Annotated in this window: 12 protein-coding genes; 8 read left to right on the top strand and 4 right to left on the bottom strand. The window is 71.8% G+C overall.

Features of this window, described 5'->3' with window-relative positions; genetic code table 11:
- The first annotated feature begins 79 nt into the window (after positions 1 to 79).
- The 7 genes from FHG71_RS09825 (at position 80) to FHG71_RS09795 (ending at position 9095) form a co-directional block, all read left to right on the top strand.
- A complete protein-coding gene (locus tag FHG71_RS09825; RefSeq protein ID WP_139081451.1) occupies positions 80 to 808 on the top strand; it encodes an RlmE family RNA methyltransferase in 729 nt (242 codons plus the stop codon).
- Between the two features lie 45 nt (positions 809 to 853).
- Positions 854 to 2335, top strand: coding sequence for a glycerol kinase GlpK (glpK, locus tag FHG71_RS09820; RefSeq protein ID WP_139081483.1), 1482 nt, complete (start codon positions 854 to 856; stop codon positions 2333 to 2335).
- A gap of 120 nt (positions 2336 to 2455) precedes the next feature.
- Complete coding sequence (locus FHG71_RS09815; protein ID WP_139081450.1) at positions 2456 to 3211, top strand: Crp/Fnr family transcriptional regulator; 756 nt, start codon at positions 2456 to 2458, stop codon at positions 3209 to 3211.
- A gap of 189 nt (positions 3212 to 3400) precedes the next feature.
- On the top strand, positions 3401 to 4123 hold the full coding sequence (locus tag FHG71_RS09810; protein WP_139081449.1) for a Crp/Fnr family transcriptional regulator: 723 nt from the start codon (positions 3401 to 3403) through the stop codon (positions 4121 to 4123).
- A gap of 43 nt (positions 4124 to 4166) precedes the next feature.
- Complete coding sequence (locus FHG71_RS09805; RefSeq protein ID WP_139081448.1) at positions 4167 to 5741, top strand: sensor histidine kinase; 1575 nt, start codon at positions 4167 to 4169, stop codon at positions 5739 to 5741.
- 177 nt (positions 5742 to 5918) lie between these two features.
- Complete coding sequence (locus FHG71_RS09800) at positions 5919 to 6506, top strand: CHASE3 domain-containing protein (RefSeq protein ID WP_139081447.1); 588 nt, start codon at positions 5919 to 5921, stop codon at positions 6504 to 6506.
- A gap of 3 nt (positions 6507 to 6509) precedes the next feature.
- Positions 6510 to 9095: a PAS domain-containing protein gene (locus FHG71_RS09795; RefSeq protein WP_139081446.1), complete on the top strand. Its 2586-nt coding sequence runs from the start codon at positions 6510 to 6512 to the stop codon at positions 9093 to 9095.
- Here FHG71_RS09795 and FHG71_RS09790 read toward each other — a convergent pair.
- The 4 genes from FHG71_RS09790 to FHG71_RS09775 all read right to left on the bottom strand — a co-directional run bounded on the left by FHG71_RS09790 (position 9092) and on the right by FHG71_RS09775 (position 14025).
- Positions 9092 to 10279, bottom strand: a complete 1188-nt coding sequence (locus FHG71_RS09790; protein ID WP_139081445.1) for an acetyl-CoA C-acyltransferase — start codon at positions 10277 to 10279, stop codon at positions 9092 to 9094. The genes FHG71_RS09795 and FHG71_RS09790 overlap by 4 nt on opposite strands.
- Before the next feature lies 1 nt (position 10280).
- On the bottom strand, positions 10281 to 11153 hold the full coding sequence (locus FHG71_RS09785; protein WP_218014073.1) for a lytic transglycosylase domain-containing protein: 873 nt from the start codon (positions 11151 to 11153) through the stop codon (positions 10281 to 10283).
- Positions 11154 to 11273: 120 nt separating this feature from the next.
- Positions 11274 to 12839 (bottom strand): DHA2 family efflux MFS transporter permease subunit, encoded by a 1566-nt coding sequence (locus FHG71_RS09780; RefSeq protein WP_139081443.1) that lies wholly within the window; start codon positions 12837 to 12839, stop codon positions 11274 to 11276.
- Between the two features lie 4 nt (positions 12840 to 12843).
- Positions 12844 to 14025 carry an HlyD family secretion protein gene (locus FHG71_RS09775; protein ID WP_139081442.1) on the bottom strand — a complete coding sequence of 394 codons (1182 nt, stop codon included), beginning with the start codon at positions 14023 to 14025 and terminating at the stop codon, positions 12844 to 12846.
- Between the two features lie 167 nt (positions 14026 to 14192).
- Here FHG71_RS09775 and FHG71_RS09770 point away from each other — a divergent pair, with 167 nt between their 5' ends.
- The gene (locus FHG71_RS09770; protein WP_246045405.1) at positions 14193 to 14864 is read left to right on the top strand and encodes a TetR/AcrR family transcriptional regulator; all 672 of its coding nucleotides are present in this window, start codon (positions 14193 to 14195) and stop codon (positions 14862 to 14864) included.
- The last annotated feature ends 43 nt before the right edge of the window (positions 14865 to 14907 follow it).

Genomic DNA, 14907 nt, shown 5'->3' with positions numbered 1-14907 from the left:
TCAACCGGGCCGTGGCGGGGCGGGTTCCCTTTCCGGCGCGGGCGCTCCATATGTCCCCTTCGGCAAGAGGACGCAGGACATGGGCAAGACACCGGCCAAGGGCACGTCGGGACGGGGCACGCGGGATCTCACGGTCAAGGTGAAGACCGCGAAGGGGCGGAAGCTGTCCTCGACGCTCTGGCTCCAGCGGCAGCTCAACGATCCTTACGTGAAGCGCGCCAAGGCCGAGGGGTATCGCGGGCGGGCGGCCTTCAAGCTCCTGGAGCTTGACGACAAGTTCCACTTCCTCAAGCCCGGCGCGCGGGTCGTGGACCTTGGGTCCGCGCCGGGCGGCTGGGCACAGGTCGCGGTGCCGCGCGTGAACGCCCTGGGCGAGAAGGCCGGCAAGCCGCAGGGACGGGTGCTGGGGCTCGACCTGCAGGAGGTGGACCCGGTGCCGGGGGCTGAGATCCACCAACTCGACTTCCTGTCGGACGACGCCGACCGGCAGGTGAAGGAGTGGCTGGGCGGGCAGGCCGACGTGGTGATGTCGGACATGGCCGCGGCGTCCTCCGGGCACAAGCAGACGGACCACCTGCGGATCGTGGCGCTGTGCGAGGCGGCGGCGGAACTGGCCTTCGATGTTCTGGCGCCGGGCGGAACCTTCGTCGCCAAGGTGCTGGCCGGGGGCGCGGAGGGTGAGCTTCAGAAGCGGCTCAAGCAGGCCTTCACCAAGGTCGAGAACGTCAAGCCCCCCGCGAGCCGGTCGGATTCATCCGAGAAGTTCGTCGTGGCGATGGGGTTCCGGGGGCGGCCCGCGGAGGGCTGAGCCTCTTGCGCGAATCCGCCCGCCTGCGCGACAGTCGCGGGCATGATGACCTATATCCTTGCCATCGACCAAGGCACGACCTCATCCCGCGCGCTGCTCTTCGATGAGGGGCTGCGGCCCCGGAAGATCGCGCAGGAGGAGTTCCTGCAGATCTTTCCGGCCTCGGGCTGGGTGGAGCACGACCCGGAGGCGATCTGGGGCTCGGTGCTGGCCACGGCGCAGCGGGCCGTTGAGGGCGTCGCGCCCCGGAGCATCGCCGCGCTGGGCATCACCAACCAGCGCGAGACGGTGCTGGTTTGGGACCGCGACACCGGGCAGGCCATCCACAACGCCATCGTCTGGCAGGACCGCCGGACCGCGCCGCTTTGCGAGGAGCTGGAGGCGGAAGGCTGGGGCGAGGCCATCGGGGACCGGACGGGGCTGCTGATCGATCCCTATTTCTCGGCCACCAAGATCGCCTGGCTTCTGGAGAACGTCGAAGGTGCGCGGGAGCGGGCCGAGGCGGGGCGTCTGCTGTTCGGGACGGTGGACAGCTTCCTGATCTGGCGGCTGACCGGCGGGCAGGTCCATGCGACGGACGCGACGAACGCCGCGCGGACGATGCTGTATGACATCCGACGGGGCGAGTGGGAGGCCGAGATCTGCGCGCGGCTGCGCATCCCCCTGGCGATGCTGCCCGAGGTGCGCGACTGCGCGGGCGATTTCGGCACGACGACGCTGCTGGGCGGGTCCATCCCCATCCGGGGCGTGGCGGGAGACCAGCAGGCGGCGACCGTCGGGCAGGCCTGCTTCGAGCCCGGCATGATGAAATCGACCTATGGGACGGGGTGCTTCGCTCTCCTGAACACGGGGACGGACTTCGTGCGGTCGCGGTCGCGGCTGCTGACGACCATTGCCTACAAGCTGGACGGGCAGGTGACCTATGCGCTGGAAGGCTCGATCTTCATCGCGGGCGCCGTGGTGCAGTGGCTGCGCGACGGCCTGCGGCTGATCGGCCGCGCGGGGGAGACGCAGGCCCTGGCCGAAGCGGCGGACCCGTCGCAGGACGTGGTCATGGTGCCCGCCTTCACGGGGCTCGGCGCGCCGTATTGGGACGCCGAGGCGCGGGGGGCGGTCTACGGCCTCACGCGCGCCACGGGACCGGCCGAGTTCGCCCGGGCGGCGCTGGAGAGCGTGGCCTTCCAGACGCATGATCTGTGGGAGGCGATGCGGCAGGACTGGTTTGGCGCCCGTCCGGCGGTGCTGCGGGTGGACGGGGGCATGACGGCCTCGGACTGGACGATGCAGCGGCTGGCGGATCTTCTGGGCGCGCCGGTGGACCGGCCGGTGGTGCGCGAGACGACGGCGCTGGGGGCGGCGTGGCTTGCGGGGCATGCGACCGGCGTGGTGCCGGGGCCTGGGGAGTTCGCCCGGGCCTGGGCGCTGGAGCGGCGCTTCGAACCGGTCATGTCCGGCGAGGAGCGAGCACGTCGGCTCGCGCTGTGGACCGACGCCGTGGCGCGGACGCGCGGGCGGGCGGCGGCCTGACCGGAATGGCTGGAAGCCCTGCAACGCCGGGATAGATAGCGCGGCGACAAGGACACCAACCCCGACCGCCCGGCCCCCGCCGCGGACAAGGTCGGGGGAACCGGGGCGGGAGGACGCGCCGTGGATGACGCGCAATCCTCACCATGGCCGGGCGACGAGGCCCTGTGCCGCAACCGCCTTCTGGCTGCCATGGGGAACGAGGGGCGCGGGGCGCTGGCCCCGCATCTGCGGGCCGTGGAACTGTCCCGCGGCCAACGGCTGTTCGAGCCTGGCGAGGACGTGGGCTGGATGCACTTTCCCTGCGACGGGACCATGCTGTCGCTGATCGTGGTGCTGCCCGATGGACGCACCGCCGACACGGGCCTGATCGGCTGCGAGGGGGCGGTCGGGGGCCTCGTGAGCCGCGGGCACCGGCCGGCCTTCGCCCGTGCGGTGGTCCAGATCCCGGGCGCGGCCTGGCGGGTCGAGGTGGGCCATGTCGAAGAGGCCAAGGAGCGCGTGGCGGCTCTGGGCGATGCGCTGGCCCGCTATGCGGACTGCCTTCTGGCGCAGCTCCTTCAGACGGTGGCCTGCAACGGCCGGCACAGCCTCGAGCAGCGCATGGCGAACTGGCTGTTGACGATGCAGGACCGGCAGGGCGCGGCCGAGCTGCCGCTCACGCAGGAATACCTGGGCGAGATGCTGGGGGTGAGCCGCACCTATGTGACCCGCACCGCCGCCGCGTTCCAGGCGCAGGGCCTGATCGGCTATGCGCGCGGGCGGCTGCGGGTGCTGGACCGGGCCGGGCTGCGGGCGGTGTCCTGCGACTGCCAGGATACGGTCGCGGCGCATTATGATCGCGTCCTGCCCGGGCTGCGTCCCGAATCGCCGATCTGACGTCCTGGCGGGCAACAATCTCCTCCTAATGTCTAGTTGTAGACAGACGCCGCCGGAAGCAGCGACTATTCTGGTCAAAAGAACAGGCGGCGTCGGGCGTTGGCCCGGCGCGCCCGCGCGAAAGGGGACGTGCGCAAGATGGGATGGGGTGGACGGGCGGCACGCGCGAGCGGGGCGGACGGTAGGCCCATGCCCTCCAACCGCCTTCTGGGGGCGCTGCGGCCCGACGACCTCGGGCTGCTGGCGCCGTTCCTGTCGCATGTGCCTCTGCCGCGCGGAGCCATCCTGTTCGAGGCCGGCGACGACGTGACCTCGTGCCATTTCCCCTGCGGGGGGACCATGGTCTCGCTGATCGTGGCGCTGCCTGACGGCTCGCTGGCCGAGACGGCGACGGTCGGGCGCGAGGGGGCGATCGGAGGTATCGTGTCGATGGGCCACAAGCCGGCCTTCGCCCGCGCCGTGGTGCAGATCCCGGGCGGCGCCTTGAGGATCGACAGCGACCGGCTGGAGGAGATGAAGGGCCGCTCTGCCAGCTTGCGCGACGCGCTGGCCCGCTACGCCGACTGCATGATCGCGCAGGTGCTCCAGTCGGTGGCCTGCAACGTGCTCCACAGCCTCGAGCCCCGCTTCTGCCGCTGGCTCCTGACGGCGCAGGACCGGGCGGGAGGCAACGAGGTGCCGCTCACGCAGGAGTTCCTGGCCGAGATGCTGGGCGTGCAGCGGACCACGGTGACGGCGGCGGCGACCTCGCTGCAGGCGCGGGGGCTGATCAGCTATTCGCGCGGGCGCATCACCGTGTCGGACCGCGCCGCGCTGGAGCAGGCCGCCTGTGGCTGCCATGCGGCGGTGGTGAACCATTTCGAAAGCGTGCTGCCCGGGGTTTATCCGATCTTCGCGAGCCCGGAACGATGACCGCCGCCGGCCGCCCGGCCGCGAGGCCCGAGGAGGCGGCGGGATGATCGCGCTGGCGTTCCTTCGGCGACCTTTCTGGCTCTCGGGCCTGGGCGTCGCCCTGCCGGTGGCTCTGGCCTATGCGGCGGCTTCGGCGCTGGGGCTCTTGTTCCTGGCGGGACCGGGGACCGTCGCGCTGTTCTGGCCGGCGGCGGGCCTGGGAATCGCTCTGTTCCTGCGGCTGCCGCGCCTGAGCTGGCCCGCCTGCGGGCTGGGCCTTGCCGTCGGCAATGCCGCCGCCAACCTGATGGTCGGGCAAGGGGTCCTGCCGACGCTGGGCTTTGCAGCGGTGAACGTGGTCGAGCCGCTGCTGGCCGTTCTGGTGGTCGGGCGGCTTTTCGGCCGGACGATGCGGGGGGTCACCTCGGGCGAGGTGCTCCGGGTGGTGCTGGCCGCCGTGGGGCTGGTGCAGGGACCCGCGGCGCTGCTGGGCGCTCTGGCGACCGGATCGTGGTCGGTGGAGGCCGGGAGCCTGTGGGTCGCGTGGCGGGCCTGGTTCCTGGCCGATGCGGTGGGCACGCTGACCGTGGCGCCGCTTGTCCTGGCGCTCTGGTCGGCGCATGTCCGGGAACGTCCCGCGCCGAGGACCCTGGTCGAGTGGCTGGCGATGGGCGGCGCCCTGGCGGGACTGACGGCGATGACCTTCGGCCCGGCGCCCGGTCCCGCGCCGCTGGCGCTGGCGGCGCTGGTGCCTCTTCTCCTGCTGGCGATCGCGCGGCTGCCCCGCGCGGGCGCGGCTCTGGTGGCGGTCGTGGTTCCTTGCGCGGCAGCCTGGGGCACGCTGGGCGGGCAGGGACCCTTCGTCCTGCCGGATGCGGCGCCGCAGGACGCGCTGCTCGCGGTCCAGCTTTTCGGGGGGCTGCTGGCCTTGGCGGCTCTCGTCGGGCGACGCTCGCGGGCGGAGCCTGTGATCCGGCGCGAACCGGGGCCGACCGCCGGAGGGCGGACGGAAGCCGAGACCGAGCTGCTGCTGCGCGAAATGAGCCATCGGTCCAAGAACCTCCTGTCGGTGGTGCAGGCGGTGGCGCGGCAGACGGCGCGGCGCTCGAACCCCGAGCGGTTCGCCGACCTCTTCTTCCTGCGGCTGGCCGCGTTGTCGGCCAGCCACGACCTGCTGGTGCGCGGCGACTGGCGGCACGTCGACCTGAGGTCGCTGGTCCTGTCGCAGCTCGCGCACTTCGCCGATCTGGCGGGAAACCGTGTGACGCTGGCCGGGCCGCCCCTGCGGCTCACGCCCGGGGCGGCGCAGGCGGTGGGGATGGCGCTGCACGAACTGGCCACCAACGCCGGCAAGTACGGCGCGCTGTCGGACGGGCAGGGCCACGTCCATGTGGGCTGGAGCGTGGATGGCGAGGGCGAGGGCGAGGGCGCGGTGGTGCGCCTTCGCTGGATCGAGAGGGACGGGCCGCCGGTGGCGGCCCCGACGCGGACGGGCTTCGGCACGGTGGTCATGGTGCGCATGGCCGAGGCGTCCGTCGACGGCTCGGTCCGGCTGGACCATGCGCCGGAGGGGGTGACCTGGGAACTGGTCGCGCCTGCCGCCCGGATGCTGGACGCAGCCGGGCCGGAGCCGACCTGAGGCGGGGACGGATGGTCGCAGCCCCGACGGCCACGCGACGATTGAGCGAACCATGGCGCCGGGGTAAGCGGAGGTCTCCTCGGATTGGTCGGGCTTGGCAGGTGCAGGTTGCGTGACGACGTCGATGCCCGGCCGAGAGCGGTCGTGGACTCTCCAGCCGAAGCGGAACGAGCGGCCATGGCGTCAGCACGCCTGAAGGGACGGGCTGGCCCGGCGCGGTCGGCGCCGATCCTGGCCTCGCTGATCGGGGTTCTCGTCCTGCTTCTGTCGTTGGTCTGGAACGCGGTCGCCAGCGACCGCGTCCGGGCCGAGGCCGAGCGGGCGCGGCTGCATGGAGTCGAAGTGATCGTGGACGCGCAACGGGCCCTGTCCGCGCTCCAGTCCGCGGAGACGGGGCAGCGCGGCTTCCTGCTGACCGGGGACTCGGAGTATCTCGACTTCTACTATGCGGGCATGGTCGAAGTCGGCCGTCATCTGCATGAACTGGACGAGATGACCTCGGGCGATCCGGTGCAGAATGGCCGGATCCTTGCTCTGTCGCGGCTGGCTCAGCGCCGGGTTGCGCTTCTGGACCAGACGGTGCAGCTCTGGCAGGCCGAACGGCAGGCCGAGGCCCTGGCCATCATCAACACAAATGAAGGGCGCGAGGCGATGATCCGCGCGCGCGCGCTCATCGCGAGCCTGATCGGCGAGGAGGAGCGGACGCTGGCACGGCGCGGCGACGCGGCCGACCGCGCCGAGGCGCGAGCCCGCTGGGCTCTCTAGGGCATGGTGGCGGGCGTCGTGTCGCTGCTGGCGGTTTCGGCGGCGCTCGTCATGCGGGCGGGGCGGCTCGATTCCGAGGCCCGTCTGACCCGGGACCGCCACCGGCGGGATGCGCGGATCGCCGCCATGGTGGACGGGGTGGGGCTGGGGACCTGGCAGCGCGACCTGGAGGCCCGGATCGTGGACTACGGGCATGGCTGCCGCGAACTCCTTGGCCACGAGCCCGACGAGATGCCCCGTGACCCGGCGGCCTGGGGCGGGATGGTCCATCCGGCCGATCGCGCGGTGGCGCTGGCCGGGATCGAACCCCATCTGGCGGGGCGGACGCCATTCTTCCGGTGCGAATACCGGGTCCGCCACAAGGACGGGCGCTGGGTCTGGATCCTGGACTCGGGCCGCGTCGTGGAGCGCGATGCCAAGGGGCAGCCGCGCGTCGTCGCGGGCGCCTTTCTCGACATCACGGCCCGCAAGGAGGCCGAGGAGGCTCTGCGCGCGAGCGAGGAGCTCAATCGCCGGATCCTGTCCGCCTCGCCGGACTGCATCAAGCTTCTGAGCCTCGACGGCCGGCTCGAGTTCTTCTCCGAAGGCGGGCTCTGCGCCATGGAGGTCGATGACTTCGACCGGCAGCTCCGGGACGTGGACTGGATCTCCTTCTGGACGCCGGAGGACCGCCCCCGCGTGCGCGAGGCCATCGCGGCGGCCCTGGCAGGCGGGACGGGCCGGTTCCAGGCCTTCTGTCCCACCGCCCGCGGCACTCCCAAGTGGTGGGACGTGTCGGTGACCGTCATCGCGGGCGCGGATGGCGCGCCCGAGCGCCTGCTGTCCGTCTCGCGCGATATCACCCGTCAGCACGCGAGCGAGGAGCGGCTTGCGCTTCTGGCGCAGGCGGCCGAGCGGCTGCTGGTGTCGGGCGAGCCTGCGGCCATGGTGGAAGGGGTTTATGGGCTCATCGCGGAGCCGTTGGCTCTCGATGTCTTCTTCAACTATCGGCTCGACGAGTCCGGCAGCTTGCTCCTGGCCGCCCATGCCGGCCTCACGGAGGCCGCCGTCCGCGACGGCGCCCGGCTGGAGCTGGGGCAGGCCGTCTGCGGCTGCGTCGCGCGCGACCGCCGGCCGGCACATGTCGCTAGGGTGCAGGATTCGGACGACCCGCTTCACGCCTTCATCCGGGGCCAGGGCCTGACCGCCTATGCCTGCACGCCCCTGATGGTCGATGGCACGCTGCTGGGGACGCTGGGCTTCGGCCGCCGTTCGGGGCGACCGTTCACGGACGAGGATATCGCGTTCCTGCAGACGGTCTGCCACTACGTCGCCGTGGCGACCGAGCGGGCGCGGGCCGAGGCGGCGCTGCGGTCGTTCAATGCCGTCCTGGAGGCCCGCGTGACCGAGCGGACCGGAGCGCTGGAAGAGGCTGCGCTGAGCCTCCAGGCCGAGATGCGCCGGCGGGAGACCGCGCAGTCGCAACTGCTCCAGGCGCAGAAGATGGAGGCGCTGGGCCGGCTGGTGGGCGGGGTGGCGCACGACTTCAACAACATCCTGGCGGCGGTGCAGGGCGCCTTCGCCATCCTCGACCGGCGCATCGACGACCCGAAGCTCGGCTTCGTCATCGAGCAGGGCCAGAAGGCGGGCGAGCGGGCGGGGGCGCTGGTGCGCGGGATGCTGGCCTTTGCGCGACGCAAGCCGCTGGAGCCCAAGGTGGTCGATCCGGCCGCGATGGTGGGCGAGCTCGAAGGGATGATCCGCCATGCGGCGGGCGCCAAGGTGGACTGCGGGATCGAGGTCGCCCCGGGGACCTGGCCGGTGCTGGTGGACCCCAACCAGTTCGAGGTGGCGCTGCTGAACTTGGCGATCAATGCGCGCGACGCGATGACTGAGGGTGGTCGCCTGCGGGTGAGTGCGCGCAATCTTGGAGCGGCCGAGCCCCGACCCGAGGGGCTGGGGCCGGGCGACCTTGTCGTGGTCGCCGTGGCCGACACCGGCTGCGGCATGGATGAGGCCAAGGCGGCGCGTATCTTCGAGCCCTTCTACACCACCAAGGACCCCGGACAGGGCACGGGGCTTGGGTTGTCGCAGGTGCACGGCTTCGCCCATGGCGCGGGCGGGACGGTGACGGTGGACAGCGCGCCGGGCCGGGGCACCACCATGCGGATCTACCTGCCGCGCTCGGCCGTGGAGCCGGTCGACGCGGCGACGGAGGCAGCGGTCGCGCCCGAACTGCACGGGCGGGCGGCGATCCTTCTGGTGGACGACGACGACCAGGTGCGCCCCGTCACGGCCGCCTATCTGCGCGAACTGGGCTACGAGGTCGTGGAGGCGGCGGGCGGGGCGGCCGCGCAGGGACTGGCGCAGAGCCACGCCATCGATCTGCTGCTGACGGACGTCGTCATGCCGGGGATCGACGGGCCGGAGCTGGTCCGACGGATGCGGGCCGAGCGGGCGGACCTGCCGGTTCTGTTCATGACCGGCTATTCCGGTGTCCATGCCCTGGAAGGCGAGGCGGTGGTCGGCAAGCCCTTCAGCGGACCGGAACTGGGTTTGCATGTCCTTCGCGCACTGGGGCGCATCGAGCCCAAGGGGGTCGCGCTCTAGCGCAGGCGCTCCACCGCGACGGCCATGGCCTCGCCGCCGCCGATGCAGATGGCGGCGATGCCCCGGTCGAGGTCGCGCTCGCGCAGGGCCCCCAGCAGCGTCACGAGGATGCGCGCGCCCGAGGCGCCGATGGGATGGCCCAGAGCGCAGGCGCCGCCCTGGACGTTCACCCGGTCGTGCGGGAGGCCCAGTTCCTGCATCGCAGCCATGGGCACAACGGCGAAGGCTTCGTTGATCTCGTAGAGGTCCACGTCGCCGGGCCGCCAGCCGAGGCGGTCGCAGAGGCGACGGATGGCGTGGATCGGGGCGGTAGTGAACCAGCCGGGCTCTCCGGCAAAGGTGGCCTGACCGATGATCCGGGCGAGGGGCTGGACGCCTTCGGATTCGGCGCGGGACTGGCGCAGGAGGACCAGGGCCGCCGCGCCGTCGTTGATCGAGGAAGAGGACGCGGCGGTGATGGTGCCGTCCGGGGCGAAGGCGGGCTTCAGGGTCGGAATCTTCTCGGGCTTGATTCGGCGGGGGCCCTCGTCGGTGATGATGGGCTCGCCCTTGGCCTCGACGGGCACGATCTCCCAGGCGAAGGCGCCGCGCCCGGTCGCCTCGCGGGCACGGGCGATGCTGGCGGTGGCGTAGCCGTCCTGCGCCTCGCGGGTGAGCTGGTAGCGGGCGGCGCAGTCCTCGCCGAAGGTGCCCATCGAGCGGCGCGTGCCGTCGGGGCGCAGGTCGTAGGCGTCCTCCAGCCCGTCGAGCATCATGTGGTCGAGCACCTGCCCGTGGCCGATGCGGTAGCCGCCGCGGGCCTTGGGCAGAAGGTAGGGGGCGTTGCTCATGCTCTCCATGCCGCCCGCGACCACGATCTCGGACGCGCCCGACAGGATCGCGTCATGGGCGAGCATGACGGCCTTCATCCCCGAGCCGCAGACCTTATTGACAATCGTGCAGGGAACAGCGGTCGGGAGCCCGGCCCCGAGCGCCGCCTGCCGCGCGGGGGCTTGGCCGAGTCCCGCGGGCAGGACGCAGCCCATCAGCACCTCGTCCACGCGGTCGGGGGTGAGGCCCGCACGATCGAGCGCGGCGGCGATGGCGAGGGAGCCCAAGCGGGTCGCGGGCAGCATGGAAAGCTCGCCCTGGTAGGCGCCAAGCGGGGTGCGGGCGGCCCCGGCGATCACCACGGGGTCGGCCATCTCAGTTCCTCCGGACGATGCAGCCCAGGCCCGCGCCCTTGAGCCGGGCGCAGAGCGCGTCGGCCTCGGACCGGGAGTCGCGGCCTACCTGGGCGAAGTGGCGCGCGGTCCTCATGCCGGGGAAGCGCTGGCGCGCGGTGTCGATGCGCTCGCCCGACAGCAGGGTACCCGCGCGGGCGACGGCCTGCCGCGCCTCCAGATTGGCCGCCTCGGCGTCGTCGCGCCCCGCGAGGATGACGGCCCAAGGGCGGAGCTGCGGCTCGAAGCTGGGCATCCGGCGGGCGGTGGCCTTGTCGAGGCAGGCGTCAAGGAAGGGGCGACCGGGGTCGAGCGCGAGGTCGGGTCGCGGCGTGGGGCCATTGCGCCAGTCCTCGGCGGCGTGGCCCGTGATGGCGGCGACGTAGGCGCGTGTCTCGCCCGGCAGACCCGAGCGTCCCGCGAGGTAGCGCGAGACCCGTTCCTCGCCCGCGTTGTAGGCGGCGGCGGCGAGGCCCAGGTTGCCGAAGCGGCCCCGGAGATCCCTGAGGTAATGGGCCGAGGCCAGGATCGCCTCGGCGGGGTTGAACGGGTCGGAGAGGCCGCGCCGCTCGGCCGTGGCGGGGATGAACTGGGCGATGCCCAAGGCGCCGGCGGGGCTGACGGCGGCGGCGTCGAACAGGCTCTCGCGCCAGAGCAGGCGGGCGAGGAAGCCGGAATCGAGGCCGTGGAGCGCCGCTGCCGCCTCGATGGTCCGGCAGACGTCGGCGGCATAGGACCGGGTGGCGATGCAGATCGCGCCGTCCGGAGCGCAGCGCCGGTCGTCGGCCGGGCGGGCGCGGGGGCGCAGGGTGTCGGGGATCTCCAGCGCGACAGCGACGATGTGGTCTCGCGGCACGGGCCGGAGCGGCTCTCCCGCGACGGCGGTCGCAAGAAGGCAGAAAGCGGCGGCGAGTGGCAGCGTGCGAAGTCCCATCCCGAGGAGGAACGTAGCTCGCCTGTGCCGCTCGCCAAGCCGTCAGTGGGCCGCGGCGCCCGCGCCGTTGGCGGCGGGCTTCCTCATCAGGAGCGCCGTCGCGGCCAGCCCCGCGAAGAGGACCGTGATGAGCAGGAAGACGTCGATGAAGGACATCACCGCCGCCTGCCCCTGGAGCCGCCCCGCCATCTGGGCGAGCGCCCCGGTCGCGCCGTCGAGCCCCTGCGCGGTCAGGTTCGCGGCCATCAGGTCGAGCTGGCGGACCGCCTCGGGGTTGGACCAGTTCAGCGACTCGGACAGGCGAGCGTAGTGAAGGTCCTGCCGGTCGGTCAGCATCGTGTTGATGACCGCGAGGCCCATCGCGCCCCCGAGGTTGCGCATCAGGTTGTAGAGGCCCGAGGCGCCCTTGACCTTCTCGCGCGGGAGGGTGCCCAGGGCGAGGTTGTTGATCGGGACCATGCAGATCATCAGCGACAGGCCCCGCAGGATCTGCGGCCAAAGCAGCTCCTGGAAATCCCAGTCGGCGGTGAGGCCGGTCAGCATCCACGAGGACGACGCGAAGCCCACGAAGCCGAGGAGCAGCATCACCCGCAGGTCGAGACGCGTCGAGAGGAACCCGGCGAGAGGCGCGGAGACTGCCATCGCGAGGCCGGAGACGAAGACCGTCTCGCCGATCTGGAGGCTGTCGAGGCCGCGGATCGAGGCGAGGTAGAGCGGGTAGAGGTAGGTCATGCCGTAGAGGCCCGCGCCCATGACGAAGCTGAAGAGCGAGCCCACGGCGAAGTTGACGTTGCCGAAGGCCGACAGGTCCACCAGCGGCTCGTCGCGGGTGAAGGCGCGCCAGAAGGTGGCGACGCAGCCCACGGCCATGACGGCGGCGACGAGGGCCACGAGGTGGTCGGCGAACCAGTCGTTCGCGGGACCTTCCTCCAGCACGTATTCCAGCCCGCCCAGGAAGGCCGCGAGCGCGAGGAGCCCCCACCAGTCGAACTTGCCCATGAGCTTCCAGTCGGGCTTGTCGAAGTCGATGAGCGAGAAGGCCGCGAGGCTGACCGCAATGCCGAAGGGCACGTTGATGAGGAACAGCCAGTGCCAGGAGAGGGTGTGGCTCAGGTAGCCGCCCAGCGTCGGCCCCACGGTCGGGGCGAGCGTCGCCACGAGGCCCACCATGGGCGAGACGAGGCTGCGCTTGCTGGCCGGGAAGATCGTGAAGGCCGCCGCGAAGACGGAGGGGATCATTCCGCCGCCCAGGAAACCTTGGAGTCCGCGCCAGACGATCATCTCGGTAATCGAGGAGGAGGTGGCGCAGAGGAAGCTCGTGGCCGTGAAGCCCGCCGCCGCCAGCGTGAAGAGGAGCCGCGTGGACATGACCCGGGCCAGGAAGCCCGAGAGCGGGATCATGATGACCTCGGCGATGAGGTAGCTGGTCTGGACCCAGCTGATCTCCTCGGAGGACGCGCCGAGCCCCGCCTGGATGTCCGGGAGCGAGGCCGAGACGATCTGGATGTCGAGGATCGCCATGAACATGCCGAAGACCATGACCAGGAAGGCCAGGACGCGGCGGGGGGTCAGCTCGGGCTCGGCCGGAATGGCGGGGGCGGCGGACATGGGGTCACTCCGTGACGGCAGCGGTTGTCACCGTCCCGGCCTCGGGAGCGGTGCGGCGGTCCACCTCGACGATGGCCGAAAGCCCCGCGCGGAGCTGGCCGGTGGCGAGCGCCCGGGCGGGCAGCTCGATGCGGACGGGGACGCGCTGGACGACCTTGGTGAAGTTGCCCGTGGCGTTGTCGGGGGGCAGGAGCGAGAAGACCGAGCCGGTGGCGGGGGCGGTCGAGGCGACGGTGCCCTCGAACTCCTGCCCCGGCAGGGCATCGAAGGTCACGTGGACCGTGGCGCCGGGCTGGACGCTCGCCATCTGCGTCTCCTTGTAGTTGGCCTCGACGTAAAGGCCGTCCTGCGGGACGAGCGCCGCGAGGCGTGCGCCGGGCTGGACGAGGTCGCCCACCTCCAGCGCGAGGTTCGCCACCGTGCCGTCGGCGGGCGCACGCAGCACCGTCAGGTCGAGGTTGCGCCGTGCCTGCTCGACCGCGAGCTCCAGTTCGTCGCGCGTGCCTTCGGCCTCGGCGCGCTGGGCGGTCAGGACCGCGACCTGCGCCTCGGCGCTGGCGATGGCGGCTTCGGCCTGCGCGATGCCAGCGGTCGCAGTGTCGAGCGCCTCGGTGGCCTCGTCGAGCCGAGCCTGGGCGGCAACGCCGGACTCGGACAGCGAGCGGACGCGCTGGGCGTTGGCTGTGGCGGTGCGGAGCTGGGCCAGCGCGGCGTCGAGCCCGGCGCGGGCCTGCTGGACGGCGGCACGGGTGGCCTGAGTCTGGGCGTCGATGCGCGAAAGCGTCTGCCCGGCGGTGGCGACGCGGCTTTCGGCGGTGTCGAGCGCGATCCGGTAGTCGCCGTCGTCGAGCCGCACCAGCATGTCGCCGGCGCGCACGCGGTCGTTGTCCTTCACGAGGACCTCGGCCACGTAACCCTGTACGCGGCTGCTGATGAGCGCGATGTCGGCTTGGACATAGGCGTCCTCGGTCTCGACGAGGAAGCGGTCCTCGGTCCACCACTGGCGCCCCTCGTAGCCCGCGCCGCCCAGCACCGCGAGCGCGATCAGGCCCAGAACGATCTTCTTGCGACCGTGCTTGGGCGGCGCGTCCGGTATCGGCGTAGCGGGCGCGGCCAAGGACGGCGCCGGACCAACGGCGCCGGAGTCGAGGACGGAGGCTTGGCTCAGGCGGTCGTGTCGCGACATGGCGGCGATCCTTGCTGCGCCGCGACGGCGGCGGGAATGGAGAGGGGAAGTGGTGAGAATACCGAACCGTTCAGTTCGATTTGCAGATAGCGGTTAGCCCGCCGTCGATCAAGACTTCATCGAACCGATTGGTTCGACTATATGGACGAGGACCGACGGAGAGAGCCATGCCTGCCAGTGCCCCGGATCTGATGCCCGAACCCGCCGGCGCCGCCCGGCGTCGTCACGCGGCCGGCGAGGACCCGGCCAAGCGTGACCAGATCCTTGAGGGCGCGCGTCAGGTCTTTCTGGAGCAGGGCTTCGATGCGGCCAGCATGAACGACATCTGCCGCGCCGCAGGCGTGTCGAAGGGCACGCTCTACGTCTACTTCGAGGGGAAGGAGGATCTTTACGTCAGTCTCGTGGAGCGGGAGCGCAACCGGCTCTTCGGCGAGGTGGATCTGCTTCTGGAGCAGGACCTGCCCTTGGCGGAGAAGCTGTTCCTCTACGGGCGGCGGATCGCCGAGCTCATGTGCTCGGACCGGGTGGTGCGGGCGCAGCGCATCATCATCGGCACCTCTGAGCGGATGCCCGAACTGGGCGCGCGGTTTTATGACGGGGGCATGGAACGGGCCCAGGGCCGGCTGCGGCGGCTGTTCGCGGCCGAGGCCGCCGCCGGGCGGCTGGTGGTGCCCGACGTAGCCCTGGCCGGGCACCAGTTCCTGGAGCTCTGCATGGCAGGGCTCCTGCGGCCCCGGCTCTTCGGCAAGGCACCCGAGCCACCCGCGCCCGAGGCGCTGGACAGGGCGGCGCATGGCGCCGTCGCCGTGTTCCTGGCCGCCTACTCCGTGTCGGGCTGATGGAGTAGGATATTCCCAGCCGGCCCTACGGGATGTCGCGAAG

It is taken from the genome of Rubellimicrobium roseum, assembly GCF_006152145.1.
GTDB lineage: Bacteria > Pseudomonadota > Alphaproteobacteria > Rhodobacterales > Rhodobacteraceae > Rubellimicrobium > Rubellimicrobium roseum.
This window is presented reverse-complemented; position numbering and strand designations above follow the sequence as displayed.

What these genes read in the sequence shown, in the direction of transcription:
- FHG71_RS09825 (WP_139081451.1), top strand. Translation starts at nt 80, where the DNA reads ATGGGCAAGACACCGGCCAAGGGCACGTCGGGACGGGGCACGCGGGAT.
- glpK (WP_139081483.1), top strand. Translation starts at nt 854, where the DNA reads ATGACCTATATCCTTGCCATCGACCAAGGCACGACCTCATCCCGCGCG.
- FHG71_RS09810 (WP_139081449.1), top strand. Translation starts at nt 3,401, where the DNA reads ATGCCCTCCAACCGCCTTCTGGGGGCGCTGCGGCCCGACGACCTCGGG.
- FHG71_RS09805 (WP_139081448.1), top strand. Translation starts at nt 4,167, where the DNA reads ATGATCGCGCTGGCGTTCCTTCGGCGACCTTTCTGGCTCTCGGGCCTG.
- FHG71_RS09800 (WP_139081447.1), top strand. Translation starts at nt 5,919, where the DNA reads ATGGCGTCAGCACGCCTGAAGGGACGGGCTGGCCCGGCGCGGTCGGCG.
- FHG71_RS09795 (WP_139081446.1), top strand. Translation starts at nt 6,510, where the DNA reads ATGGTGGCGGGCGTCGTGTCGCTGCTGGCGGTTTCGGCGGCGCTCGTC.
- FHG71_RS09790 (WP_139081445.1), bottom strand. Translation starts at nt 10,279, where the DNA reads ATGGCCGACCCCGTGGTGATCGCCGGGGCCGCCCGCACCCCGCTTGGC.
- FHG71_RS09780 (WP_139081443.1), bottom strand. Translation starts at nt 12,839, where the DNA reads ATGTCCGCCGCCCCCGCCATTCCGGCCGAGCCCGAGCTGACCCCCCGC.
- FHG71_RS09775 (WP_139081442.1), bottom strand. Translation starts at nt 14,025, where the DNA reads ATGTCGCGACACGACCGCCTGAGCCAAGCCTCCGTCCTCGACTCCGGC.
- FHG71_RS09770 (WP_246045405.1), top strand. Translation starts at nt 14,193, where the DNA reads ATGCCTGCCAGTGCCCCGGATCTGATGCCCGAACCCGCCGGCGCCGCC.